Annotated in this window: 24 protein-coding genes and 1 riboswitch; of the genes, 5 read left to right on the top strand and 19 right to left on the bottom strand. The window is 37.2% G+C overall.

Features of this window, described 5'->3' with window-relative positions:
* The first annotated feature begins 154 nt into the window (after positions 1-154).
* Positions 155-1,150: a M23 family metallopeptidase gene (locus AAJG31_RS16705; RefSeq protein WP_279496241.1), complete on the top strand. Its 996-nt coding sequence runs from the start codon at positions 155-157 to the stop codon at positions 1,148-1,150.
* Positions 1,151-1,412: 262 nt separating this feature from the next.
* Positions 1,413-3,107: a HAMP domain-containing methyl-accepting chemotaxis protein gene (locus AAJG31_RS16700; protein WP_279496243.1), complete on the top strand. Its 1,695-nt coding sequence runs from the start codon at positions 1,413-1,415 to the stop codon at positions 3,105-3,107.
* Positions 3,108-3,163: 56 nt separating this feature from the next.
* On the opposite strand, the gene AAJG31_RS16695 is transcribed toward AAJG31_RS16700, so the two are convergent.
* The 6 genes from AAJG31_RS16695 to AAJG31_RS16670 all read right to left on the bottom strand — a co-directional run bounded on the left by AAJG31_RS16695 (position 3,164) and on the right by AAJG31_RS16670 (position 9,206).
* On the bottom strand, positions 3,164-3,838 hold the full coding sequence (locus AAJG31_RS16695; RefSeq protein ID WP_054548995.1) for a hypothetical protein: 675 nt from the start codon (positions 3,836-3,838) through the stop codon (positions 3,164-3,166).
* A 137-nt stretch (positions 3,839-3,975) separates the two neighbouring features.
* Positions 3,976-5,466, bottom strand: a complete 1,491-nt coding sequence (locus AAJG31_RS16690; protein ID WP_048394850.1) for a sodium:solute symporter family protein — start codon at positions 5,464-5,466, stop codon at positions 3,976-3,978.
* Between the two features lie 21 nt (positions 5,467-5,487).
* On the bottom strand, positions 5,488-6,240 hold the full coding sequence (locus AAJG31_RS16685) for a 3-oxoacyl-ACP reductase FabG (protein WP_279496247.1): 753 nt from the start codon (positions 6,238-6,240) through the stop codon (positions 5,488-5,490).
* The gene (locus AAJG31_RS16680) at positions 6,230-7,981 is read right to left on the bottom strand and encodes a HAMP domain-containing methyl-accepting chemotaxis protein (protein WP_279496248.1); all 1,752 of its coding nucleotides are present in this window, start codon (positions 7,979-7,981) and stop codon (positions 6,230-6,232) included. The genes AAJG31_RS16685 and AAJG31_RS16680 overlap by 11 nt, the downstream gene beginning before the upstream one ends.
* 105 nt (positions 7,982-8,086) lie before the next feature.
* A riboswitch (cyclic di-GMP riboswitch) is annotated at positions 8,087-8,172 on the bottom strand.
* 203 nt (positions 8,173-8,375) lie between these two features.
* Positions 8,376-8,570 carry a hypothetical protein gene (locus AAJG31_RS16675; RefSeq protein ID WP_004225659.1) on the bottom strand — a complete coding sequence of 65 codons (195 nt, stop codon included), beginning with the start codon at positions 8,568-8,570 and terminating at the stop codon, positions 8,376-8,378.
* A gap of 141 nt (positions 8,571-8,711) precedes the next feature.
* Entirely contained in the window at positions 8,712-9,206 is a 495-nt protein-coding gene (locus AAJG31_RS16670; RefSeq protein ID WP_103118849.1) for a DUF1456 family protein, read from the bottom strand.
* 184 nt (positions 9,207-9,390) lie between these two features.
* Between AAJG31_RS16670 and AAJG31_RS16665 the strand changes: the two genes are divergently transcribed.
* Positions 9,391-9,594, top strand: a complete 204-nt coding sequence (locus AAJG31_RS16665) for an alpha/beta-type small acid-soluble spore protein (protein WP_004225662.1) — start codon at positions 9,391-9,393, stop codon at positions 9,592-9,594.
* Between the two features lie 70 nt (positions 9,595-9,664).
* Here the strand turns inward: AAJG31_RS16665 and AAJG31_RS16660 are convergent, their stop codons facing one another.
* The 3 genes from AAJG31_RS16660 to AAJG31_RS16650 form a co-directional block, all read right to left on the bottom strand.
* The gene (locus AAJG31_RS16660) at positions 9,665-10,861 is read right to left on the bottom strand and encodes an MFS transporter (RefSeq protein WP_279496251.1); all 1,197 of its coding nucleotides are present in this window, start codon (positions 10,859-10,861) and stop codon (positions 9,665-9,667) included.
* Between the two features lie 302 nt (positions 10,862-11,163).
* On the bottom strand, positions 11,164-12,225 hold the full coding sequence (locus tag AAJG31_RS16655; protein WP_279496253.1) for a trypsin-like peptidase domain-containing protein: 1,062 nt from the start codon (positions 12,223-12,225) through the stop codon (positions 11,164-11,166).
* The gene (locus AAJG31_RS16650) at positions 12,162-12,500 is read right to left on the bottom strand and encodes a hypothetical protein (protein WP_279496254.1); all 339 of its coding nucleotides are present in this window, start codon (positions 12,498-12,500) and stop codon (positions 12,162-12,164) included. The genes AAJG31_RS16655 and AAJG31_RS16650 overlap by 64 nt, the downstream gene beginning before the upstream one ends.
* A 292-nt stretch (positions 12,501-12,792) precedes the next feature.
* On the opposite strand from AAJG31_RS16650, the gene AAJG31_RS16645 reads away from it, so the two are divergent.
* Positions 12,793-13,113, top strand: coding sequence for a general stress protein (locus AAJG31_RS16645; protein WP_279496255.1), 321 nt, complete (start codon positions 12,793-12,795; stop codon positions 13,111-13,113).
* Positions 13,114-13,336: 223 nt separating this feature from the next.
* Here the strand turns inward: AAJG31_RS16645 and AAJG31_RS16640 are convergent, their stop codons facing one another.
* From AAJG31_RS16640 to AAJG31_RS16620, 5 genes are all read right to left on the bottom strand, one after another.
* Entirely contained in the window at positions 13,337-13,996 is a 660-nt protein-coding gene (locus tag AAJG31_RS16640; RefSeq protein WP_259951015.1) for a zf-HC2 domain-containing protein, read from the bottom strand.
* Positions 13,983-14,477, bottom strand: coding sequence for an RNA polymerase sigma factor (locus AAJG31_RS16635; RefSeq protein WP_259951014.1), 495 nt, complete (start codon positions 14,475-14,477; stop codon positions 13,983-13,985). The genes AAJG31_RS16640 and AAJG31_RS16635 overlap by 14 nt, the downstream gene beginning before the upstream one ends.
* Positions 14,478-14,741: 264 nt before the next feature.
* Positions 14,742-15,710 (bottom strand): tRNA-dihydrouridine synthase, encoded by a 969-nt coding sequence (locus AAJG31_RS16630; RefSeq protein WP_048394862.1) that lies wholly within the window; start codon positions 15,708-15,710, stop codon positions 14,742-14,744.
* A gap of 307 nt (positions 15,711-16,017) precedes the next feature.
* Positions 16,018-17,001 (bottom strand): bile acid:sodium symporter family protein, encoded by a 984-nt coding sequence (locus AAJG31_RS16625; protein ID WP_048394864.1) that lies wholly within the window; start codon positions 16,999-17,001, stop codon positions 16,018-16,020.
* A gap of 11 nt (positions 17,002-17,012) precedes the next feature.
* Positions 17,013-18,398, bottom strand: a complete 1,386-nt coding sequence (locus tag AAJG31_RS16620; RefSeq protein WP_048394866.1) for an FAD-linked oxidase C-terminal domain-containing protein — start codon at positions 18,396-18,398, stop codon at positions 17,013-17,015.
* Positions 18,399-18,623: 225 nt separating this feature from the next.
* Between AAJG31_RS16620 and AAJG31_RS16615 the strand changes: the two genes are divergently transcribed.
* Complete coding sequence (locus AAJG31_RS16615) at positions 18,624-19,349, top strand: FadR/GntR family transcriptional regulator (RefSeq protein ID WP_066038209.1); 726 nt, start codon at positions 18,624-18,626, stop codon at positions 19,347-19,349.
* Positions 19,350-19,570: 221 nt separating this feature from the next.
* On the opposite strand, the gene rlmD is transcribed toward AAJG31_RS16615, so the two are convergent.
* From rlmD to AAJG31_RS16590, 5 genes are all read right to left on the bottom strand, one after another.
* Positions 19,571-20,938 (bottom strand): 23S rRNA (uracil(1939)-C(5))-methyltransferase RlmD, encoded by a 1,368-nt coding sequence (rlmD, locus tag AAJG31_RS16610; protein WP_066038233.1) that lies wholly within the window; start codon positions 20,936-20,938, stop codon positions 19,571-19,573.
* A gap of 109 nt (positions 20,939-21,047) precedes the next feature.
* A complete protein-coding gene (locus AAJG31_RS16605; RefSeq protein ID WP_004225690.1) occupies positions 21,048-21,170 on the bottom strand; it encodes a hypothetical protein in 123 nt (40 codons plus the stop codon).
* A gap of 13 nt (positions 21,171-21,183) precedes the next feature.
* The gene (locus tag AAJG31_RS16600; RefSeq protein ID WP_004225693.1) at positions 21,184-22,209 is read right to left on the bottom strand and encodes a cytochrome d ubiquinol oxidase subunit II; all 1,026 of its coding nucleotides are present in this window, start codon (positions 22,207-22,209) and stop codon (positions 21,184-21,186) included.
* Positions 22,206-23,552: a cytochrome ubiquinol oxidase subunit I gene (locus AAJG31_RS16595; protein ID WP_054548987.1), complete on the bottom strand. Its 1,347-nt coding sequence runs from the start codon at positions 23,550-23,552 to the stop codon at positions 22,206-22,208. Before AAJG31_RS16595 ends, AAJG31_RS16600 begins: the two co-directional genes overlap by 4 nt.
* 429 nt (positions 23,553-23,981) lie before the next feature.
* A complete protein-coding gene (locus tag AAJG31_RS16590) occupies positions 23,982-24,896 on the bottom strand; it encodes a diacylglycerol kinase (RefSeq protein ID WP_004225701.1) in 915 nt (304 codons plus the stop codon).
* Between the last annotated feature and the right edge of the window lie 8 nt (positions 24,897-24,904).

The raw sequence follows: 24,904 nt of genomic DNA, 5'->3' as shown, positions 1-24,904 counted from the left end.
ATACCATTACTTTTTCTTTGATGAAGTTTCTTCTTATTATTTCTATTTTTTGGGGCAAAAAAATTGCGGATATATCAACTGTTTTCATACATAGAACCTTACTGAATGAAGATAAAAATTTCGGTTATTCTAACGTTAGAAAGGAGGTCCATCATTGCATCGCCATTTTATATTTCTTTTCACATTTTTATTTTTAGGGATTATGCTGTACCCTTCTGTCTCTTTTGCAAAGGAGGATCTTACAGAAGAAGAAATTTTACAGCAGCGTATGTCCTATTATGTACAATTCGATGAATTACTCATTCCATGGCATTTTTTAGCCGCTATCGATCAATATGAAAGAAACCTACAATCAGTTCGTAAAGACATCCCTAAACGAGAAGGCTATTTGGCTATCCAATTTTCTGATGAATACTGGTCAGGTGCATTAAATCCTGTAAAGGAAGACACTTCTCCTGAGACAATTAGCTATTTCGGAGGAATGGGCCTTGATGGTAATCATGATGGAATCGCTAGTCCAAAGGATGATGAGGATGTCATATTTTCGATGGCTAGTTATTTAGGGAAATTTGGAACGACTGATGAGGATTTTAAATTAGCTTTATGGGAATATTACGGAAGCGAAGAAGCCGTCAATCAAGTATTTACCATCTCCACATTGTACAGACATTTTAAAACCATTGAACTTGATGCACATACCTTCCCGCTAAATATTCGCTCTGATTACAGTTACCGGGGCACTTGGGGCGCCAATCGTGGTTGGGGTGGACGCCGTATTCATGAGGGAACTGATATTTTTGCCAGCTATGGAACGCCTGTATTATCTACCTCTTTTGGAATTGTTGAGGTAAAAGGATGGAATCAATTTGGTGGCTGGCGTATTGGTATTCGCGACAATCATAATTCCTACCACTATTATGCCCACCTCGGTAGCTATCATAAGGAAATTGAAGTAGGTACAATTGTAAAACCTGGTACTGTTCTTGGCTATGTTGGAAGCTCTGGCTATGGAAAAGAAGGTACATCGGGCAAATTCCCTCCACATCTTCATTATGGTATTTATAAATTTAATGGAAAAACGGAATGGGCTTTTGACCCTTATCCTTCCCTTCTACAGTGGGAACGCCAGGCGAAAAATCAAAAACAATAGAGAATCCTTTACTTATGGCACTTGAAGCATTTTGCTTCAGGTGTATTTTCTTTCTATATAGGAAATTTTACATAAATATATAAATTGGTTGTTAGACATCTGTATATATTTAACTATTAAGAAAAGGAAAATAATTATATCATTGTACTAAAAAACTATTTTTAAATATTTCTATCGAAAGGCTTATTAATACGCATAATTAGTTATAAAATAATACTTGTGTTGAAAAAATTTCTCAATGAGATAGTAAAGGGATGGGAAAATGAAAGGCATTATCAAGTTTAAAACACTTAAAACACGAATTTTAAGTGCATTTATTCTTTTGTTAGTTTTAGTAGTTAGCTTTACAACCTACACTTACAATTCCAATACAAATATGGAAAAACAGGCAAAAGATTTAGTAAAAGAAGATTTAGTTGTTTTAAATGCAAGTAAAAATTTAGCACTCTCTATGAGTGTCCGTCTATCTGCAGCGTTAAATTATGTGTTGACAGGCGACGAAAAATACAAAGAATCATTTGATGAGTATCGCAAAATGGCTGAGGAAAATAATGCTATTCTAGACAAATATGAAAAATCAGATGAACGCGATCAACTTGTAGTAATCGCTCGTGATTGGAGTACCCTTGTCAATACAGAGGTATTTGATATCTACCAAAAGGGCAATAAAGAATTAGCTTTAGAAAATTTAATGGATACACATGAACTCGTAACGAAAGTGCGATATGGTTACGAAAAACTGGCAGATGAACGAGCTAAAGCCATTACAGATGTCGGTAATGATGTTGTATCAACTAGCTCTGAGAATCGAACAATTGGTATCGTCTTTAGCTTGATTCTAACTATAGCTGGTATTCTAATTGCCATTATCACAGCCAGTACCATCTCTAAACCTGTTACAGTAGTAGCCGACCGGATGAAAGAATTAGCAGATGGAAATTTGCAACTAGAGCCTCTGCCTGTAAAAGCCCGAGATGAAATTGGAACATTAATGGTAGCAGCCAATGACATGAACGAAAAATTAAAACAAACGATCCAGTCTATCTACTCGGTTTCTGAAACAGTAGCAGCTAGTAGTGAAGAACTTGCTCAATCATCGAATGAGGTACAAGCAGGTACTGAGCAAATTACAGTAACGATGCAAGAGCTGGCATCTGGTACAGAAACACAAGCATCTACCACAGGTGATTTGGCAGAAACAATGACAGCATTTAAGCGTAGCATTCATGAAACTACACAAGAGGGCATTGAATTAAGCGAACATTCTAGTCATGTTCAAAAATTAACGGTTTCAGGGAAAAGTTTAATGGTGCAATCTACCAAACAAATGGCTACAATCAATGAAATTGTATTAGACTCTGTGAAAAAGGTAGAAAATTTAAATGAACAGTCTGCTGAAATATCCAAGCTTGTGTCAGTTATCGATGATATTTCAAACCAAACAAATTTACTTGCATTAAATGCAGCCATCGAAGCAGCACGAGCAGGTGAGCATGGCAAGGGCTTTGCTGTTGTGGCAGATGAAGTCCGAAAGCTTGCTGAGCAAGTACAGTTCTCTGTCACGGATATTGCAACAATTGTCCAGCGTATTCAAGGTGAGACTGGCAATGTAACATCTGCCCTTCAGACTGGCTATGAGGAAGTAAAAAGAGGAACAGCACAGCTCGATGAAACAAATGAAACATTTGAAAAAATTTCTGATGCTGTTGGGGATATGATTGTTAATATTTCAACGATTTCAACGAATTTAAATCAGCTTGCTCAAAATTCGGAAACCATTAATGCTTCTATTGATGATATGGCCTCCATTTCACAGGAATCCGCTGCTGGCGTTGAGCAAACAACAGCAACTGTGGAGGAAACCGCCGCTACAATGGATGAAATCGCTAGAAGTGCAAATCAGCTTGCTGGAATGGCCGAAGAGTTAAATACGCAGCTACAGCAATTTAAAATTTAATCATCTAAACAACAAAGGCTATCTCAAATTTTTCTATTTTGAGATAGCCTTCTCTCTTATTGCCAATGACTTATTGGCACTCGTTCCAGTTCATGACGTTTAATAATAACACTTATCTTTTGAAACCATTTCTCACAAAGCTCTATGGCTTCTTTATAGTCATCCTCCTCTTTTGATATGGGATCTTCACTATTATCCATGAACATATATTCTTGAATAGGCTCTGATAAATGATCTACTACTAACTTTAGCGATAGCTGTGAAATTGTATCTTCTTCTACCTCCTCTTCTTCTATTTCATCTGCTTCAGCAAGTAAGGAACCACTCATTAGATGATTCTTTGTTCTAACCGTAAATACTTCATCTTCCATGATGGCAACCTCATATATTCTGTTAAATGGAACCTCTATAATTTTTAGTTCTTCGTCTAAAGCTTCTCTTCGGGCAAAAATAAGCATGTTTGTCTGTTCATTTAACAGTAAAGCATTTAAAGCATCATTGGAAACTGTACATTGTGTATGAGGAATAGCCATTATCTCCTCCTCACTAGCTTCCGTCATGGCTGTCAAAGTTTGTATGGCAATATAACGCTCTTTTAAATAACGGATACTCCCTAGACCGACTAAAGCCAGCCCGATTAAAAAAAATAGTTGCTTAATAATGACTAATTCAATGGCATTTGCTAGATAAAGATAGACAATCCCTAATAAAATGAAGAAAATATTTTTCATCCAATTCCCGCCTTTATCAAGATAATCACTAGAAAAATTCAGATGATGTACTAGCAATAGTATTCTTGATTCTATCTTTTCATTCTAATAAAAAACACGAATTCATTAAACTTTACAATGAATCCGTGCTTTTGCTTTTAACGACCAATTAGCTCTTCTTTACTACTTACGTCGTCTAATGTTTTATCTTTTTCTATTTTATGCATCTCAAGAACATGCTCAGATGGCGGAACGAGTATGCTCACCACGACAATTGTGATACCAGTTATAACAACACCTGAAAATACAGGAGCCTGCCATAATTCATTTAATAGACCTATGAAGCCTTCTGATTGGATTGTCAGACTAGGTACGAATGTTAGTGATGTCACAATGTAATAAACTAAGCCAACGGAAATACTTGCCCAAACTGCTGGTGTACTGACACGTTTCCAAAATGGTCCTAAAACGATTGGCCAGAATATTGTTACGAATATAATATCCCAAGCTAAATAAGCTAAATCAATTACTTTTTGGAAGCTTACAGCTAGCACTAAACCTAATAAAGCACTAGCTAGAATAATAGATCGCGAAAATCTTAATAGCTTCTTAGGATCAGGATTGTGATTAATAAAATCTAAATAAATATTCTTTGTGACAATCCCTGAAGTCGCTACATAACATGCAGCTACTGTAGACATCCCCATGGCTGCCATGGCTGTTAAGAAAATAGCTGCTAATAAAGGAGGAAAATAACCTTGTGCAAAGGTAAGCATCAATGTTTCTGGGTTTGTGCTTTCAGGATAAATAGACTTAAAGGCTTCCCCTAGCATCCCTGGAATCCAGCTAATTGCAATGACAATAATACCAGCAATAATCATGCTTCGTTGTGCCACCCGTGGACTTTTTGCAGCAGCTACCCTCTGCCCAAGGTCAACTGCAGGGATATCTCCAAGTGCTAGTACAAGATACAAAGTCCAGAATTCTGCTCCTGCCTTCTCAAATAATGTACTGATATTCCACCACTCGGGATTAAATGTAACGTCTGGATAGTAAAACAAAATAAAAATGGTAATACCCAAAATACCTGCCACTGCAAGCGCACCTTGTACGATTTCAGTATAGGCAACTGCCCATAAACCACCAATAACTGAATAAATAGCCGTTAGCGATACAAATAGAAGCGCCGCAGGTATAAAATCAATTTGCAACAATTGCTGAATAATATACGTTCCACCAACTGTTAACGCCGCTGCATTAAAAACTCCAAAAGCAATTGCCATAACAACCCCTGTATAGGCTCCTAGCTTTTTACTGCCATAGCGTAAACCGTAGTAATCTGCTAATGTCCAGCCCTTTAAACGTCGTAATGGCTTTGTCCAAATGAGTGCTCCAAGAATCATACAAGTCCCTAAACCACCCATTGTTGCCGAACCTTCAAAGCCACCACTTGTATAGCCAGAGCCTACCGCTGCAAAAAAGAAGGGAGCTGCTAATAATGCAGCGACTAAACTACCCGTGACAACGGATAAAGGCATGCTCCAACCAGCAACAATCAAATCCTCGGCTGTGTTGACACGCTTATAGCCTTTATAGCCAATATAATAGATAAATAATAAGTATAAGCAAAAGATAATAATATTTAACATTATTTACTCCTTCGTTTTCCATTAACCGTTCATTACGACCCCACCATTTGGCGTTAAAATTTGACCTGTATAGAAGTCAGCATGATTAGAGGCTAAAAATAATACACTTTTCGCAATTTCTTCTGGTTGCGCTAAACGTTTTAATGGATATTTTGCGGATTCTTCCTCCACATAGTTATCGCCAAACTCTTGTAGAATGTCCGTAAATGTTCCACTAGGAGCAACTGCATTGACAAGTATAGAAGGTGCTAATTCTCTTGCTAAAGCCTTTGTAAAAGCATTAATAGCACCCTTTGCAGCTGAATAATGCGTGAATTCTTCACAACCCAAGCTACCAATATCAGATGAAATATTAATGATTTTTCCTGTATTACGTTCCTTCATTCTTTTAGCTGCTTCACGGCAATTATAGAAACAGCCATATAAATGAACTTTAATCATACGATCCCACTGCTCATCCGTTAAATCTGTAATGCTGGAACCCTGTGCAAATCCTGCGTTATTTACAAGAATATCAAGATTCCCGAGATGCTCGTCCATAAATTGATGCATCGCTTGTACTTCTTGAGAGTTAGAAACATCTGCGAGGAATATAAAAGCTTTCACACCCAACTTTTCTGCTTCTGTACGTACAGCTTCTGCCTCTTGTTCATCCCCAATATAATTAATTAGAATATTGGCTCCATGTTGCGCAAAGCCTAAAGCAATTGCTTTACCGATTCCTTTACTAGAGCCTGTAATTAAAACATTTTTTCCTGTAAAATTAATGTCCATTATGATCATTCTCCAATTTGAATTTTGCCACTAGACCTTGCAGCTCTTCTGCTGTTTTGCCTAGTGATGAAGAAGCATCCTTTACTTCCTGCATGGTAGATAATTGCTCTTGTGTAGAATTCGAGACATTTGAAGAGAACTCTGCTGACTGCTCTGCAGATTGTTTAATATTATTAACAGATGCCGCCACTTCTTCTGAGGATGCAGAAATTTGTTGTGAGGCTGCTGAAATTTCACGTATTTGGCTAGCTACTTCTTCTGAGGAAGTAAGAATTTCTTTAAAGATTTCGCCTACTTCATTGGTAAATGCCATCCCTACCTTAACATCCTCTTTGCCTTTTTCCATAACTGTGATAGAAGCGTTTGAATCAGACTGAATAGAACTAATTAAATTATAAATTTCTGTTGCTGATTGAGAGGATTGTTCAGCTAAGCGTCTCACTTCATCCGCAACAACGGCAAAGCCTTTACCATGTTCACCTGCTCGTGCCGCTTCGATCGCAGCATTTAATGCTAATAGATTTGTTTGATCAGCTATAGCAGTAATTAAGCTAACAATTTCACTTATTTTTTTTGTATTAACATGTAGTCCATTAATGGTTGTCCCTATTTGTTCAACAGAATCATTAATTAACTCCATTTGAGCAATAACTTGTTGTACAACTTCATTGCCTCGTTCAGAAGCCTGTGATGCTGAAATAGAGGATTCCGCAGCTACATTTGCAGAATCAGCAATTTGCTGAATACCTGTTGCAGTTTCTTCCATAGCAGCAGCTGTTTCCTCTGTCATGGTCATCGAGGCCTCAGCATTTTGTGTAATTTGATTCATGTCTAGTGCAATATTTGTTGAGCTGTTATAAGTTTCACCAGCATGTACCGTTAATTGATTGGCTGCTGAAGAAACGTGATTGGATGTATTGCGTATGTTTAAAATAATATGTTGCAAATTAGCCACCATTGTACGAATGGATTCAGATAATTTACCAATTTCATCCTTCGATGTCTCTAAATCCACATCTATTAATTCACCATTTGCCACTTGATTGGCAACGTTCACTACTTTTTTCAGTGGCTTTAATAGTCGATCTATAATTATGTAAACTAAAACTAATAAAATTAAAATGCCGATAATGGCAATGACAATTTGCTTAATCACACTTGTTTTAATAATCGTATTGATATAACCAGCGGAGTAATCAATCCCTAATAGGGCAATCAGTTGGCCATTATCATCTTTAATAGGACTAAAAACTGTTCTCCAAGAACCAAAAGGATCCTCGAATATATCAGTTACCTCTGTACTATTATTTTCAATAGCTAATTTTGCTGTTTCTACATGTTCATCCGCTAAATCAGTAAAAATTTCACCGGCTTCATATACTTCATTTAGATTAGAGGTATAGCCAATTGGATTGACGCCACCCTCATCCTTGACATCCCAAATATAACTCCAGCTCATAATACCTTGCTGTTCCTGAATCATATCAAGTTGCTTTTGGATCTTTGTAAACTTTGCGTTTGTTTCCCCTTTTTCGGACAGCAAATCTTTTACTTCATCACTGTCTAAGTTCATAGCTGTTAATAAACCAACACTTTTTAATTCTTGCTTCAAATCCACATTCATCCGATTATTTAATTCACTAATACTTTGCGTCGTAATAATAGCGATAAGCAGTAATACAACGATAGAGACTGTTAGTAAAAGCTTATTTTTTAATGATGTGTTTTTTAACAACTTCATTTCCCCTTTTCCTCCTTTGAACTTTACTTGCAAAAAAATGCCTATTTCAAAAGAAATAGGCATAAAAGAACAAAAACTAGAATGAGAATGATACAACTAGCACTCTTTTGCAACCCAGCCGCCATAGCATTTATTGCCTTAGACCTGTAGCTTTGCGTCTTTACTTTTCAGTAAATTTACCTATATTTCCCTACCAAAATTAACACAGTAGGTAAAAGTAGTCAATGCTCTCTACTTAAAACATACATATTTTATACTAGCTGTTCCTTCATTAATAATTATATAAATTACTTAATTATGATTCATCTATTGAACAAAATAAAAACAGCTACAACCTCAATTAGCGTTGTAGCTGTCCACTTTCAATTCACTTACCCCTAAGTGTTTGAATAAATTATACGTTTTGTGTGACAAGTAATACGGATGGTATAAAGGATAATGCAAACATAGCGATATACCATACGGAAGTACGTCGTAATGAAAAGCGTACTTTTTTTCGTTCCGCATAAAAAATATCTAACATAACTGCAACAATAAAAGGCATTGTAATACATGCAATAGCTACTAATAAGATGTCAAAATAAATCATACAAGCACCCCTTTGTCTGTGAACATTTTTCATCTTTTTTGTGAACATTTTGTGATAATTTTATTGTACACAATTTCATCACAAATTGTCAACGAGTTTTAAAGAAAAAAATGGCACTTTATGATTGATATCCATTGTGCATTATGCTCTATATTTATATGTTAGGCCCCTTAAAAAATTTCGTACGAATGAATCGCCACACTCTTTATAATTACGATGACTTGGATTTCTTAAAATAGCACCTAATTCACCTTTTGTAACTTTAATGCCGCCGTCATATAAAATCTCAAGCATCTCCTCAGTTGTTAAAGCTAAAGCAATTTTTACTTTCTTTAGCAGCATATTATTTGGGCTTTCTTTACCTGACACAGGTAAAGGTCCAACAGCCTGTCCTTCTCTTGGTTTCTGAGGCCCGCGTTTAAAAGTAATTAATCCATTTAAAAATGCCTCTAACATTTTATTATTACATTTGATGTATTCCTCTGGCGCTTCTTCCTCATCATTAATCTTAATCAGCATATTTAATACTTCTTCCTTTGTATAATCCATGCCACCAAGTTTAAAAATTTCTACCATATCTACATTTTTTATATCGAACGCATAGCGTAAACGAATTAAGATATCATTATTTGTCATTATATTTCCTCCTTTAATTAACCTTATATAGTAAAGAGCCAGGCTTAATTATAACAGAGAGTTTGCTGATTATTGCTAGCTTTCCACAAGTTGTTGTTGTTAGCAAATAGCGTGTGCATTTCCTACTTTTTAAATGTATGAAAAATTTAATCGCAACCATTCTAAGGTCAAGGAGGTGAGAACAATGGCTAACAATAACCGCAGTTCAAATAAACTTCTAGTACCTGGAGTACATGAGGCTGTCAATCAAATGAAATATGAAATTGCACAAGAGTTTGGCGTTCAGCTTGGGCCAGAAGCATCTTCTCGCGCAAATGGTTCAGTTGGAGGAGAGATTACAAAACGCCTTGTTGAAATCGCTGAAAAACGTTCAAAAGGTTTATTATAATTAAATACTAATAAGAAAAGAACGAATCCCATTTACATAATTGGAATTCGTTCTTTCGTGCTCTATAAAATTATGCTGTTTGCAATTCCTTCCCTGAGCTCTTAAGCGTTAGCATAACGATAAAGGAAATACAATACAGTGCTGCTAAGTAAATCATCACGACAGTCATATCGTAGCTTTGTAAAATAAAGCCTACAAAGATTGGTGAAAACCCACCTATAGCTCGTCCAAAGTTAAAAATGGTGTTTGTTGCTGTACTGCGAATTTGTACTGGATAAAAGCTACTAATTAATGCACCATACCCTGCAAACATTCCATTAGAGAAGAATCCTACAACCGCACCGCCTACTAATATCGCTACTGCACCTGTTGCAAACGAGTAAAAGAATACAGCACATGCAGAGGCTACTAAAAATATCCCGAATGTTAGCTTTGCACCAAAACGATCCATAAATCTGCCAAACGTCAGCATTCCAATGATCATGCCAACTGCGGTACTAATTGTCCACAATGCTGAGCTTGAAACCGATAAACCTTGCGATTTCTGTAACATCGAAGGTAGCCAAATCATTAGACCATTATAGCCTGCGATTTGAACAGTAGCCATTAGAATTAGGGAGAGTGTTGTCATGGTGATACGAGGTGAAGCAAATAATTGTGCTAATTTCCCGTTCTCTTGCTTATTATTTTGTTGTTTCTGCGCTGCTAACCATTCTGGTGATTCATCAATATTTTTACGTACGATAAAGGCGAAAATAACTGGTAGTAATCCTACAAAGAATAATGCACGCCACCCTAAAGTTGGTAAAATAATAGCACTTAATAAAGCGGCTAAAATTACTCCATATTGTGCACCTACACTGACATAAGAGGATGCTCTGCCTTGTTTATTCTTTGGCCAAGCCTCCGCCACAAGCGCCATCCCAATACCATATTCTCCGCCAGCACCTAAACCAGCGATAAATCTATAAACATAAACTTGTTCAATACTTGTTGCTACTCCTGTTAAGGCCGTTCCGATGGCAAACAAAATAATCGTATACGTAAACACTTTTACTCGACCATATTTATCTGCTAATACTCCGAAAATAATACCACCCAGTAGCATCCCAATATTCGTGATGGATGAAATCAATCCACCTGTTGCAAGATCAATATTAAATTCTGCAATAATCATTGTCATAGCAAAGGAAATAAACATAATGTCCATTCCTTCTAGCGTTAGCCCCGCCACTGAAGCAACCACGGTTTTTTTACGATAATCCATTCTTTTTAGCCTCCATTTTCTAGTTGTCGATCTCTTTTAGTGAATGGATTATAGCTGTCTTGTCCATTCTCTTTTGAAGCCTCACGGGACTTCCTTTAAAAGAGGAGTACGGAACAATAATAAAAGCCCTTCCGTCACAGAGGACAAAAGGGCATGACAAAGCAAAGATATTAGCTTAAAAATATCACATAGCCCTTTTCAGCCTCTCTGGACCGTATTAAAGGATTTATATATCGTTCATTTATACCGTTCTACATTCTATAAGATTACTGAAGAAAAAGCAATGGTCGAATAGTGGAAATTCAACACGGTATTTCTATAAAGTTTTGAGCAAACTGATAAATTAGATTGGCAGGTACAGCCAAATTAAGGTTTTGACCATCATCGAAGCCTGCTGTAATCAGACCAACCAATCGCCCATGCATATCCAATAAAGCACCACCTGAACTGCCATTTGATATAGCGGCTGTAAATTGAATCATAGACATTTGCCGAATATCACGAAAACCCGAAACAATCCCATCAGAAACTGAGTTAAACAATCCTAACGGACTGCCAATCGCCACAATTTTTTGCCCTCGAACTAATTGTCCATCCATTTTTACAGGTAAAGGATGGCTTATTCTGTCTACCTTCAAAATAGCCAAATCATGCATATCATGATATTTCACAAATTGATGGGTAATATACTCGTTGGTATCATTTTCATAGAGCACAGAATAATATTTTCCACCACCCTCAACATGCAGGTTTGTTAAAATATATCCATCTTGGTGGAGAACGACACCAGAGCCATAGCATAAAACCTTATCATCCTCCCCGAAGGTCTTAATCATCACAACAGATGTGGCTAAGGAGGCTAATTGCTCATAGCTCAACTCCTCCGTCGCATTCGTTTTTTGAGCAGGAATGTTCAATTGTCTTGAAGTACTTTTAATAGGCAATGTTATTTCTTTTTCATAGAAATGTCGACACATATGTAAGGTAGATGACGCTTCTATTATAGGGTACAAATTGGCAATATCTCCTTTGGGATTCATGTAACAAATATCGCACCCCAGTGACGATAAAAAATATAAAAATAGTAATTCATGCTGCGTAATGTCACCTATAAAAACAATTTTGGGGGACGTTGAATTTTCCCCCGAAAAAATTTGTGGTAAATAATAATCCATCCAATACAAAAATTTAACTGCAAAATTTTTTAACAACGTTTCATTAGGATAAGGCTGATTTTCTTTAAATAGTTGAATCATCTGTTTAAAGCTTAGCTTTTTTGTCCATTCAAGTTGATCACTCACTAATTTACTGCACAAAGATAGCTTATACAGTAATTGCGGGTTTTCAGCAGCAGTCTGCCACATTCTCCAGCTTCCGACAATCTATCTACATCTTCCTTATTACGAATGACCTCAAGCTTATGCAGTCGTAAATAAAAAATGCTTTGCTTGGAGAAATAGTCCTCCATTTTTAGAATCTCATCTTTATAAAAATCTACAGAATCAGGTATACCGATATATCGTAGAAAAACAACTTCCTTCGTAAGAGAATGTTTGTTGTGATTAATTTGCATAAACTCCTGAAAAGTATTTGCTGATTTATTGTATTTAATTTTTAACGGTCTAGTTGTCACAATCATCTTCATACAACTCCTATAAGCTCTTCATTACATATAATGGTACTTATATACAATTCTCTGATGTTGCTCTAAATCCTCTATTGATGCAAACAAAAAAGCCCAACTCTATAAAGAATTGGACGTAGCTTTGGAATAAAGATTTAGAATAACCACTTCCAATGTTTTTGAGTTGTTCATTAGTATTCCATTATTTGTTAATGCCACTCTAACATAATTAAAAACTAAAAAGATGTTTTATCCATTCAATATAGTGGAATAGATTGAATGTGAACATATATAGGAGGGATCAATAATGACAGTCAAATTGACAGTAGAAAACGTAGTACAGGCGAAACAAGAAGTGGAGAAATTAGAAGCACAAGGATATCTTCGAGATAACATTTACATCTTTGCGCACTATGAAGAACGTGAAGATGATATTAACGAAGCACTCGGGACTGAAGAAGCTGGTATTAGCGAGCAAGGGTTCCTGACTTCTATGAAGAACCTGGTGAATTCCCGTGGAGATGAACTCCGCAACGAGTTAGCTTCTGTCGGATTAAGTGAATCGGAAGCTGCTCAATTCGAGAAGGAACTGGATACAGGTAAATTGGTCATAGTTGCCAATAAGTAAAAACAAACCCGGGAATCCAATCCTGGGTTTGTTTCATTTTAACCTTCGTCTCTGTATTCAAGATAGCCTTTCAACTATTGTCAATGATCTGCTCGAGGAAATTTTCTTCTTCTTCATTAAAGAGTCTTCTTTAACAATATGGTCCTATTCATAAAGAATGATAATTTTCCTTATTACGGAAAAGCACCCGATAATAGAATAACTAAATATGATTTCCATCAGATTATTTCTCCCAAATTAATACTGCACGTTCTAAAACGGAATCCCAAGAATCCTTTCCTCCAGGAACCATCTCTTCTGAATCAAATTCCACATAATATACCGCATCGTTATTTCCACTTTCAGGTAGAACAAAGGTATCTTCTTGTCCAAGTCTCTTTTCATCATCAATCAGGTTTCTCGAAGGCGAATCAGCCACTGTTTTTGTATAATAAATAAAACTCACAATCTTTTTCTCTCCATCAATTTCAATTCCCATAGGAAACGTTCCGTGAACACCTGCACGGCTTTTGCCATAATATCGGGAAACCAACTGATGATCATTTTGTCTTTCGATTTTGATCAAATCTTCCGAATAAGGAATAACCGTTTCAAAATAGAAAACAGACAAATAGGTCCCCAATAAAATAAGTGCCGTTATGAAAACCGAAGTAATGGAAATGATCACTTTTTTCTTACGCCATTTTTTACTGATCTCTTTAAATTGAAAAGCCTTATTTTCTGCCGGGATATAAAGTTCCTGTTTCATGGTTTCATATTCTTTTTGACATTTTTCACAATGCTGTAAATGTTCGTCTACCATTTCTTTTGTATCTTCACTAACTACCTCATCAACATACAGAGGTAAAACATCTTGAATAATTGTGCATTTAATCTCTTTCATAATTCATCGCCTCCATATACTCGATAATTTGTTTTCTCGCCCTGTAAAAGGTAACCCTTGCCCACCCTGCACTTTTTCCAAAAAGACGTCCTATCTTTTCAAAAGGTAATTCTCCAAAAGTACGTAATGAAAAGACCTCCTTATATGGCTCATTCATCGAGTGAAGAAACTGATGAACCATGAAGGCATCTTCTTCATTCATCAAATGCTTTACAATTTGCACTTCCATACTTGATTCTTCTACTGCACCTGAATCTACTTGTCGTTTCTTTCTTTTGTAGTGTGAGAAATATGTATTTTTCGCAATTGTAAAAAGCCATGCTCGAATATCCTTAGAATCATCAAATTTTTTTATTGCTTTTAATGCCTTAAAAAATGCTTCTTGTGTTATTTCCTCGGCTATGCGCTCATCGTGACTTAATGATAGGATATATAAATAAACTTCTTTAAAGTATTCCTGATAGATTTCCTCAAAGTCCACCTATTTTCACCCCTTTCACTTATATAACTCTTAGAATTTAATTACGTTACAAAAATATGTTATTTTCGATTACCAATCTACAAATGATTCAGGGGCGATATTGTTATTTTCACAAACATAAAAACAAGAGCCCCCTAGCATCTGACAAAACCTCAATAGCGATAAATTGAAAGGAGCAAAGAAAGGGAAATCTCATCCTCAAATCTTTGCTCCTACTTCTACTGTTATTTACTTGACTTTATTGGTAGTTCCATCATTTCATTGTCATTCAATATTGTTTGATTCAAAGTTGTCTAGCAATACACGCACTTCATCCGTTGATTTTGTGTTCATCAATTGACTTCTTAATTCACCAGCTCCTCTGAATCCTTTGACATAAATTTTGAAGAAGCGATGAAGTCCTGTGATGGAACGTGGTAGTTCTTCCGCGTATTGATCTTGAAGATCGAGCTGCAGTCTTAAAAGATTAAGATACTCTTTACTGCTATGCTCTTTTGGCTCTTTTTCAAAAGCAAAAGGATTTTTAAAAATACCTCGTCCAATCATCACGCCATCAATCCCGTATTGTTCAGCTAGTTGGAGTCCCGTTTGACGGTCAGGAATATCTCCATTGATCGTCAGTAGCGTATTAGGTGCAATACGGTCACGAAGTTTTTTGATTTCCGGAATAAGCTCCCAATGCGCATCTACTAGGCTCATTTCCTTTCTTGTTCGTAGATGAATCGAAAGGTTCGCAATATCCTGCTTTAATATATGCGTTAGCCAATCCTCCCACTCATTTACATCCTTGTAGCCAAGCCGTGTTTTCACGCTAACAGGCAGTCCGCCCGCTTTTGCTGCTTGAATTAATTCTGCGGCCACATCTGGTCGGAGAATAAGGCCACTCCCCTTCCCTCTTGATGCTACATTCGGTACAGGGCAGCCCATGTTAATATCAATGCCTTTAAAACCTAGCTCTGCCATCCCAATACTCATTTCACGGAAATATTCGGGATTATCTCCCCAAATATGTGCCACCATTGGCTGCTCATCTTCTGTAAAGAGCAAACGACCGTGCACACTTTTCTTTCCCTCTGGATGACAGTAGCTATCCGAATTTGTAAACTCAGTAAAAAACACATCTGGTCGACCTGCTTCACTTACAACGTGACGAAAAACAACATCCGTTACATCTTCCATCGGTGCAAGCACGAAAAAAGGCCGTGGTAAATCGCGCCAAAAATTATCTATCATGTTAATTCCAAATCCTCTCACTATGGACATATTGATATATTTACCTCATTACCTAATAGAGGTAGAAGCATTATTTATCAAGAGCTAATGTAAAAATCAACAATGTTTATTTTAACGAAAATCAGTCCTAAATGGTATTTTAACAAACAAAAAAGTAGATGGTATAGATTATTTCTACCTCATCTACTTTTATTATACCTAATTTTCATTTCTATATTTTTTCGAATGGATCCATTTGTGAGGTGGATTTAAACAAAATAGATAATATGACTGCAATACTATCGGGTGGAACTCAAATATTTACTTTCTATATTTGAGTTCTGCCGTTATCTTCTTGCATCTGTTTATTATACTGTACCTCTGGTTTCTCTGGTTTTTTCGACCAATAGGTAGCGAGAATCGGACCAGAAATATTATGCCAAACAGCCCCAAGTACACTAGGTAGGGCCGCTAAGGGACCGAAGTGGGCAGTGGCTAACGCTACACCCAGACCAGAGTTCTGCATTCCAACTTCAATTGAAATAGCTCTTCGATTGCTTTCATCAAGGCCTAATACACGGGCTGTTATATAACCAAATAACAATCCGAATGCGTTATGAAGCACTACAGCTGCAAAAATAATGGAGCCTGCCGAAGCGATGGTATCGACATTACCAGCAACAACAGCAGATACAATAATCATAATAGCAACTACTGAAATAAGAGGAATCACATTAATACTTTTTTCTACGATTTGAGGAACAACTCTTCTGATAATAATCCCTAGGATAATAGGGATAATAATTACTTGAATAATTGAAGTAAACATTGCTATTGGATCAACTGGCATCCATTTACCTGCAAGTAATAATAGGATGATTGGTGTGGCAATTGGAGCTAATAATGTCGAAAAGGATGTCATTGTGATGGACAAAGGTACATTTCCTTTAGCTAAATACACCATGACGTTTGAAGCAGTTCCACCAGGTACAGATCCAAGAAGGACTAGCCCTGCAGCTAATTCTGCTGGCAAGTTCATTATATAAGCAATTAAAAAAGCGGAAAGTGGCATGATAACATATTGAGCACATACACCAATAATGACTGGTACTGGATTCGTGATAACCAATTTAAAATCAACTGCTTTTAACGTCAGACCCATGCCAAACATAACAATGCCTAGCAAAATCGTGATATACCCGCCAAATATTAAAAAGGGTTCTGGAGCTATAAAGGCAATAACAGCAATACAAATAACCCATATAGCAAAGTATTTTCCAGCAATCGTACTAATCGCTTCTAAAATTTTCATATTTCCACTCCCTATATTTTTATTTTCAATATTTTATTCGGATTGAAAAGTGTGTCAGGGTCAAGTGCTTGTTTAATCTTTTCCATCACTAGAAGTGCTTTACCGTGTTCTTTCTCTTGATATTTCTGCTTACCAATGCCCACACCATGTTCTCCTGTGCAAGTTCCTCCTCGTTCCAGTGCATACATCACAATCAACTCATTTAATTCATCAGCTTTCTTTATTTCCTTTGGATCATTCATATCAATCATTAATAGTACATGGAAATTTCCATCACCAACATGTCCAACAACCCCACCTGTAAGCGCTAACATATCAAGTGCTTCTCTTGCATGTTCAATAGCACCTGCTAACTCGGATATCGGTAAGCAAACATCGGTTACCATTAGTTTTTTTCCTGGATGTCCATGGACATAGGCGTAAGCTAAATTATGGCGAGCTTCCCATAGTTGATTTCGGGCTGCATTATCCATCTCAAATTCAATATTTTTGCAATTATGAGCCGCTACAATCTCTTTCATAAATTCTACATCCTGCCTTAAGCCAGCCTCATTTCCCTCAAATTCCAAAAATAAGGTTGGTTGTTCTTCATAAGCTGTTTGACTATACAAGTTCACTTGTTTCATTGAAGGTTCATCTACAAGTTCAACTCTTGCAATGGGAATTGCCGCTTGTAGAATACTCACAACTCCTTCCACAGCATCATTCACTGTTTCGAAGGACGCTCTAGCAGCCATGACACATTCAGGAATACCATAAACTCTTAACGTCAACTCAGTAAAACAACCAAGTGTTCCCTCTGACCCAACAAATAGACCGTTTAAATGATAGCCCGATGAAGATTTCTCTGCTAAATTCCCTGTATGAATCACTGTTCCATCTGACAGAACAACCTCTAAATCTCGAACTTGATCGCGCATAGTACCATATTTAACAGATGTTGTCCCACTAGCATTTGTTGCGGCCATTCCTCCAATTGTCGCATCTGCTCCTGGGTCTACGGAGAAAAATAATCCATATTTCTTCAACTCTTTATTCAATTGAGAACGTGTCACCCCTGGTTGAACTTTCACAAGAAAGTCCTTCTCTCTAACTTCTACTATTCTGTTCATGAGTGAAAAATCAATTGTTATCCCATGATTATAAGGAATCACATGTCCTTCTAAGCTTGTTCCTCTTCCAAATGGCACTATTGGTACTTTGTATTGATTTGCTATGTTCATTATCTTACTCACTTCTTCTGTCTTTGTCGGAAATACCACAATATCGGGTAGACAGGCACTATGATAGGATTCATCACTGCTATGCTGTTCTAAAATCGTTTGATTGATTGTCACTTCAATTTCTGGAAGAACACTTCGTAGGGCCATCACTAATTCTTCATTTGTAGTAATCATTTTTTCCTTCCCCTTTTGCTCTCATAGTATTTGGATGGTTTAATTATTAATTTTATATGTCATACCAATTTTCTATATTCTTAAAATTGGTCCAACCTTTTTACATTGTACTAAATATTCAGAAAATATCAACTATTATTTTTTTTCGTAAATTGATAAACATGCTGTATTTCTGTATGATTAAAGCGTTTATAGTACTATGTATTTAAGGTGGTGAGATAGGTAATGCCTCAACCAAAGAAAAAAGCGTATCAAGTAATTGTTGATCAAATAAAGGAATATTTTTTAAATGGTGAATTACAGCCTGGGGATAAACTCCCGACAGAAAGAGAATTAGCGAGTCGTTTTAATGTCAGTCGAACATCGGTAAGAGAGGCACTTCGAAAGCTTGAAATAAAGGGATTTATTGAAATTAAACAAGGCAGTGGTAGCTTTATTAAAACAGCAGAGTCCCATACTTTAGGTGAAGAACTCTCCTCTACAATTATTAATACTGAAAAAAAATTAATTTATGAAATGTTGGAGCTTCGCCAAGCACTTGAAGTAGAGTGTGCCTTTTTAGCTTCACGACGAGCTACTTCTGTAGACTTAGAGCGAATTAGCCAAGCATTAGACATGATGGATCAAGGTAAAAATGATGTAGAATTAGGAATTCAAGCAGACCTAAGTTTCCATCATAATATTGTACTCGCTTCACATAACTCTATATTTTTACAACTGTTCCAAACCCTTAGTGAGCATATGCAAGACACAATCCGAGCTACCCGCAGACAACGCTTGGAAGATCCAGAACGAACGCAAGAGACTATCGATGAACATAAAAAAATTTACTTAGCCATCGCCTCTGGAGATGCGAACCAAGCTAAGCAACTCATGGAAAACCATATCACGCAAATAAGACGAGAATTAACAGAGTCTCTTTTAAGTCATATTGGAGAAAAAAACAATTAAAACTAGAGATACACAATTATATATAGTTTATAAGTGATGGGATGTTCTGAATGGTTTTTGTCAGTGGGAATTGGCTCAATTAGTGAATGTTACAGATGGAAGAAATTACATCGAAAAAAACTCGGATTCGTATTTGATCGAATCCGAGTTTTTATTGATTTTAACTAAATTCCGTCCTAAAACGGTAATTTTTATATTGTATAGATGAGTTTAGTAATGTGTTACACATTTAACTTAAGCCATGCCACGGCTTCACAATGTGTGGAGTGCGGGAACATATCCACTGGCTGGATTTCCTGCGTTTGATAGCCGCCATCCTCTAAAATGCGAAGATCGCGTGCTAGTGTGGCTGGGTTACAGGATACGTAGACCACTCGTTTTGGTCGTTGCTCTAGAATAGTAGTTAGCAGTGCTTCATCGCAGCCTTTGCGCGGTGGATCAACTACTAGTACGTCTGCTTCCTTGCCTTCTTTATACCATCTTGGGATAACTTCCTCTGCTGGGCCTGCCTCAAAATAAGTATTTGTAAAACCATTAAGCACTGCGTTGCGTTTGGCATCTTCAATCGCTTGTGGGACAATTTCCACGCCCATGACAGTCTTTGCTTTTTGAGCAAGGAATAAAGAAATCGTACCAATTCCACAATACGCATCAATGACACGTTCATCTCCCTGTAAGTCAGCATAATCTAGTGCTTGCTTGTAGAGGACCTCTGTTTGCTCTGGGTTGACTTGATAGAAAGAACGAGCAGAGATTTCAAAACGTACATTACCGATAGTATCAATAATAACGTCTTTACCCCAAAGGTTGATTGTGTCATCACCAAAAATAACATTGGTTTTCTCACTATTCACATTTTGCATAATTGATGTAACGTTTGGCACTAGCTTTTGGATTACTGCAATAGCTGCCTCTTTTTGTGGTAACTTTTTCTTTTTCGTTACAAGGACAACCATGACTTCTCCTGTTGCTCGTGCTTTACGGATAACGACATGACGCAACATGCCTTCATGTGTATGCTCATTGTAAGAGCGAACACCTAACGTTGCTAATTCCTTTTTCAAGCCTGCAAGAATAGCATCTGCTTCTCCTGTTTGAATTAAACAGCGATCCATATCCACAATGCTATGCGTTTTTGTTTTATAAAAGCCGGCAATCGCTTGTCCTGCTTCATTTTCAGAGAAAGGAATTTGTGCTTTATTACGGTAGTGCCAAGGTTCTTTCATACCTTTTACTGGGTGAACAGGTGCATGAATTTTACCAATCCGCTGCATCACATTGCGCACCATATTTTCTTTCCATTTTAGCTGCCCCTCATAGGATAAATGCTGTAATTGACAGCCGCCACACTGCTTGAAGTAATCACATGGAGCTTCAACACGGTCTGGAGATGGCTTGATAATATCTATTACCTTTGCAAAGCCATAGTTTTTTAATGTTTTTAACACATGGATTTCGGCCGTTTCGTTTGGCAGTGCGCCTTGTATGAATAGTGGATAACCTTCAACCTTTGCGACACCATTGCCATCATGCGTTAGATCTTCTATATAAACTGAAAGTCGTTCATTTTTTTTCACGGGTGCTGACATTCGTACATCCTCCATTTCAATCTCCTTATTGTAGCATGTGTTGGCGAATGAAAAAAGAACAAGACTTGGCTGTTGCGCGTCTCTGCTAATTAACTTGAAAAAAGAGTCGCTATTCGCGACTCTTTTCCTGCTCTTTTGTAATATGATAATCCCTTGGTGCCCACCAAAATGCACACAAGATCCCAAGAATGACGACAATAAAAGGTGCATAAAAAATTAAAAAACTTTGCATATGTGCTTTCCTCCTATGCGTGATTGTCTTCTTTTCCTGTCACATATTTTTTATTGAATAAGAATAGTTTCATCAATAAATAAAGTGAAGGAAGAAGAAGACACAGTCCTAAAATAAATGCGATAACTAAAGCGATCGCCATTTGTGTGCTTGTAAAGCTATCGTAAATGGTTAAATACGGATACAGTAGATATGGATATTGAGCAATTCCATAAGCAAAGAAGGCTACGGCAAATTGAGCAATCAGGAGCCCAACTGCAAGTCCGTACTTTTTACGCATGGCAATGAGTACGACTGTGACAATAAATAAGACAGCTGAAATCGCAAACATCCACCATAAATTTACCATATGACTGTAGCTCTCTGGGTTGATGGATTTCATTTCATACATAATGCCAAGCGCACTAATCATTAGCGGTGCTGCCCACACAAGAGCATATTTTCTCATTAGTTTCGTTGCTTCGCTATCATTTGCTTTATGCGCGTACCATGTTAAAAATACGGCTGAAATATACAATACCGCAGCGATACTTAGTACCACAATGCTCCAAGCAAATGGACTTGTATATAAAGTCCAGTAGTTCAGCACAGGCTGCCCATCAATTACATCAACATAGCCTCCACCAGCAATGGCAAAGACAACGGATAAAGAAGCGGGAATTAATAAACCTGCTACACCATATGTCAGTGTATATCCGATATGGCCTCGTGTACCATACGATTCAAAGGCATAGTAGGAGCCTCGAATTGCCAATAGTACAAGCGAAATACTAACGGGCACAAGTAAAATCGTTCCGTAATAAAAAGCGGTTTGCGGGAAAAAACCTACGATTCCTACAAAGAAGAATACTAAAAAGACATTGGTAACTTCCCAAACAGGCGATAAATAACGTTTAATAATATTTGTTAAAATATGATTTTTTCCAATAAGTAGGCTGTATGCATTAAAGAAGCCAGCACCAAAATCGATTGATGCGACTATGACATAGCCAAATAGGAATATCCATAATACTGAAATACCTAAAATCTCTAACGTCATAGGATGTCACCGCCTTTTTCAGAGTGGCGATCTTCAATCTCGCGTTCGATTGGGTTCTTTTTAAACATTCTTACCAATACGACAATACTTCCCACTGCTAATACTGCATAGACTCCTGCGAATAAAAGCAGCATTAAATCCACATGGTCGCTCGTCGTAGCTCCCTCAGGTGTACGCATTAGTCCATAAAGTATCCATGGTTGACGTCCAACTTCGGCAAGCCACCAACCTGCTTCAATAGCGATAATTGATAGTGGTCCTCCCGCTACGATAATCCATCTATACCATCGTGAATGAATAAACTGCCAGCACCGTGCTTTCCCTACAACATAAAGTAATGAAACTAGCATCATAAACATACCAATGGAAACCATGATATCAAAGAGATAGTGAATATAGAGTGGTGGTAGATCCTCTTCCTCAAATTGATCTAAGCCGATTACCTCTGCATTAGGATTAAAATGTGCAAGAATGCTTAAAGCATACGGAATTTTGATAGCATATTTAACTTCTTCTCCATCTAAGACACCAAATAATACAAGAGACGCCTTACCTTCTGTTTCAAAATGCCATTCTGCTGCTGCTAGTTTTTCGGGTTGATATTCGGCTAAGTATTTTCCTGAAAAATCTCCAATCACAGCGGCTGCTATGGAGAAAATCAAGCCAATTTTCATTAGTAAAAGTAGTGATTTTTTATGGTATACATGCTTCGAGCCTTTTAACATTCTAAATCCTGCAATAGCTGCTAGCACAAATGCCGATGTCATGTACGCTGTCACAAGTACATGTGCAACCTTCGTTGGCATGGCGGGGTTAAACATTGCAAGAAAAGGTTGAATATTAACAAGTTCTCCGTCTACGATATCAAATCCTCTTGGTGCGTTCATAAAAGCATTAACGATTGTGATAAAGACTGCCGACATCGATGCTCCGACAGCAACAGGGATTAACAGAAGCATATGCTTTTTCTGACTATCAAAGCGATCCCAAGTATATAAATAGATGCCCAAGAAAATCGCCTCAAAGAAAAATGCAAACGTTTCCATAAAAAGTGGTAACGCAATTGTTTGACCAGCGAGTTGCATAAAATTAGGCCATAATAATGATAGTTGTAAGCCGATTGCGGTTCCAGTTACCACACCGACTGCTACAGTAATGACAAAACCACGGGCCCAACGTCTTGCCATTAAGATATAATGTTCATCATTCTTTTTATACCCAGTCCATTGAGCAATCATAATCATTAACGGGACACCCACACCAATTGTTGCATAAATAATATGGAACGATAATGTTAACTCCGTTAATGCTCGGCTCCAATAGACCGCTGATTCATTAATCATCTCATTGCCCCCTTAACTTCCAAATATTCTTCCAAGAATAGAAAGTAGCATAATGATTGCAACACCAAAGCTTAGCCATATAAGCTTCTTTTCTTGTGACTTATACAAAGGCAACACTTCCTTTCCCTTATCCATACCCCCATTTTCCACTATTCCAACGAAAAAAACCTTAATAACGGACCGAAACTTCAGTCTATTATTAAGGTTTCAAATTTTGTTCAAGTAATATACGCACATTTGCCAAACATTTTTCTAATTTCATTCACATTCTTACTTCTAAAGCTTAGTTTATGGGATTTAGCCAGTTTTATTCTAATGATGGAATTTTAATTTGGAGCGGCCTCTCCTTCTTTGAGAGCACTTCAAGCAATCAAAAAAATACAAAATAAAGCTCATCCACAATAAAATCGGATGAGCTTTTCGGGTTCATTAAATACGGTCTTCCTCTCGAATATCTGCGAGTGGAACAAAGATTTCGATGTGACGCTTTAGGTTTTCAAATGTAGCAGGAGCGTCTCCGCCATATTCGCCATCGAGGTTAAGGTGGACCTCATTTTCTGTAGTAACTTTGACAACGCTAGCTTTTTTGTAGATGACACGATCATCATTTAAATGTTCGCCTCTTAGTGCCATGGCTGCTAGTTGAATAAATTCAGGAAGACTTACCTTCTTTAGCACTATTAAAGTAAAGTAACCATCATTAATGCTTGCATCAGGAGCTAGTTTTTCAAAGCCGCCTACTGAATTCGTTAACCCACATAGGAACATCATAGCGTCGCCATCAAATACTTCGCCATCATATTCAATGCGCATATGTGAGGCTTTGATGGATGGAATCATCTCAACTGCCTTTACATAATAGGCTAACTGACCAAGCATTGTTTTCATTTTGCTTGGTACTTCGTATGTTAGCTCTGTAATACGTCCGCCAGCAGCAATATTGATGAAATAGCGTTCGCCATTTAAGAGACCAACATCCACTGGCAATGTGTCGCCTTGAATAATAATGTCTACTGCCTCTTCAATATTTCGAGGGATATGCACGGCACGGGCAAAATCATTTGTAGTGCCCATTGGAATTAGACCAACTTTCGGACGGTTTTCAAATGGACTTACACCTGAAACAACTTCATTTAATGTGCCATCTCCACCAACAGCGATGATGATATCAAAACCGCGTTCTACCGCATTTTTTGCTGCAAGGGTTGCATCGCCTTCACATGTTGTTGCGTGACAGGATGTCTCATAGCCTGCTACCTCTAGTTTTTCCAACACCTCTGGTAGATGTTTCTTAAACACTTCGCGTCCAGATGTAGGATTATAAATGATTCTTGCTCGTTTCATAACATACC

The sequence above is a fragment of the Lysinibacillus sp. BS3 genome (assembly GCF_039614735.1).
In the GTDB taxonomy this organism is placed as follows: Bacteria; Bacillota; Bacilli; order Bacillales_A; family Planococcaceae; genus Lysinibacillus; species Lysinibacillus capsici.
This window is presented reverse-complemented; position numbering and strand designations above follow the sequence as displayed.

What these genes read in the sequence shown, in the direction of transcription:
- AAJG31_RS16700 (WP_279496243.1), top strand. Translation starts at nt 1,413, where the DNA reads ATGAAAGGCATTATCAAGTTTAAAACACTTAAAACACGAATTTTAAGT.
- AAJG31_RS16695 (WP_054548995.1), bottom strand. Translation starts at nt 3,838, where the DNA reads ATGAAAAATATTTTCTTCATTTTATTAGGGATTGTCTATCTTTATCTA.
- AAJG31_RS16690 (WP_048394850.1), bottom strand. Translation starts at nt 5,466, where the DNA reads ATGTTAAATATTATTATCTTTTGCTTATACTTATTATTTATCTATTAT.
- AAJG31_RS16685 (WP_279496247.1), bottom strand. Translation starts at nt 6,240, where the DNA reads ATGGACATTAATTTTACAGGAAAAAATGTTTTAATTACAGGCTCTAGT.
- AAJG31_RS16680 (WP_279496248.1), bottom strand. Translation starts at nt 7,981, where the DNA reads ATGAAGTTGTTAAAAAACACATCATTAAAAAATAAGCTTTTACTAACA.
- AAJG31_RS16675 (WP_004225659.1), bottom strand. Translation starts at nt 8,570, where the DNA reads ATGATTTATTTTGACATCTTATTAGTAGCTATTGCATGTATTACAATG.
- AAJG31_RS16670 (WP_103118849.1), bottom strand. Translation starts at nt 9,206, where the DNA reads ATGACAAATAATGATATCTTAATTCGTTTACGCTATGCGTTCGATATA.
- AAJG31_RS16665 (WP_004225662.1), top strand. Translation starts at nt 9,391, where the DNA reads ATGGCTAACAATAACCGCAGTTCAAATAAACTTCTAGTACCTGGAGTA.
- AAJG31_RS16660 (WP_279496251.1), bottom strand. Translation starts at nt 10,861, where the DNA reads ATGGATTATCGTAAAAAAACCGTGGTTGCTTCAGTGGCGGGGCTAACG.
- AAJG31_RS16655 (WP_279496253.1), bottom strand. Translation starts at nt 12,225, where the DNA reads ATGTGGCAGACTGCTGCTGAAAACCCGCAATTACTGTATAAGCTATCT.
- AAJG31_RS16650 (WP_279496254.1), bottom strand. Translation starts at nt 12,500, where the DNA reads ATGATTGTGACAACTAGACCGTTAAAAATTAAATACAATAAATCAGCA.
- AAJG31_RS16645 (WP_279496255.1), top strand. Translation starts at nt 12,793, where the DNA reads ATGACAGTCAAATTGACAGTAGAAAACGTAGTACAGGCGAAACAAGAA.
- AAJG31_RS16640 (WP_259951015.1), bottom strand. Translation starts at nt 13,996, where the DNA reads ATGAAAGAGATTAAATGCACAATTATTCAAGATGTTTTACCTCTGTAT.
- AAJG31_RS16630 (WP_048394862.1), bottom strand. Translation starts at nt 15,710, where the DNA reads ATGATAGATAATTTTTGGCGCGATTTACCACGGCCTTTTTTCGTGCTT.
- AAJG31_RS16625 (WP_048394864.1), bottom strand. Translation starts at nt 17,001, where the DNA reads ATGAAAATTTTAGAAGCGATTAGTACGATTGCTGGAAAATACTTTGCT.
- AAJG31_RS16620 (WP_048394866.1), bottom strand. Translation starts at nt 18,398, where the DNA reads ATGATTACTACAAATGAAGAATTAGTGATGGCCCTACGAAGTGTTCTT.
- AAJG31_RS16615 (WP_066038209.1), top strand. Translation starts at nt 18,624, where the DNA reads ATGCCTCAACCAAAGAAAAAAGCGTATCAAGTAATTGTTGATCAAATA.
- rlmD (WP_066038233.1), bottom strand. Translation starts at nt 20,938, where the DNA reads ATGTCAGCACCCGTGAAAAAAAATGAACGACTTTCAGTTTATATAGAA.
- AAJG31_RS16605 (WP_004225690.1), bottom strand. Translation starts at nt 21,170, where the DNA reads ATGCAAAGTTTTTTAATTTTTTATGCACCTTTTATTGTCGTCATTCTT.
- AAJG31_RS16600 (WP_004225693.1), bottom strand. Translation starts at nt 22,209, where the DNA reads ATGACGTTAGAGATTTTAGGTATTTCAGTATTATGGATATTCCTATTT.
- AAJG31_RS16595 (WP_054548987.1), bottom strand. Translation starts at nt 23,552, where the DNA reads ATGATTAATGAATCAGCGGTCTATTGGAGCCGAGCATTAACGGAGTTA.
- AAJG31_RS16590 (WP_004225701.1), bottom strand. Translation starts at nt 24,896, where the DNA reads ATGAAACGAGCAAGAATCATTTATAATCCTACATCTGGACGCGAAGTG.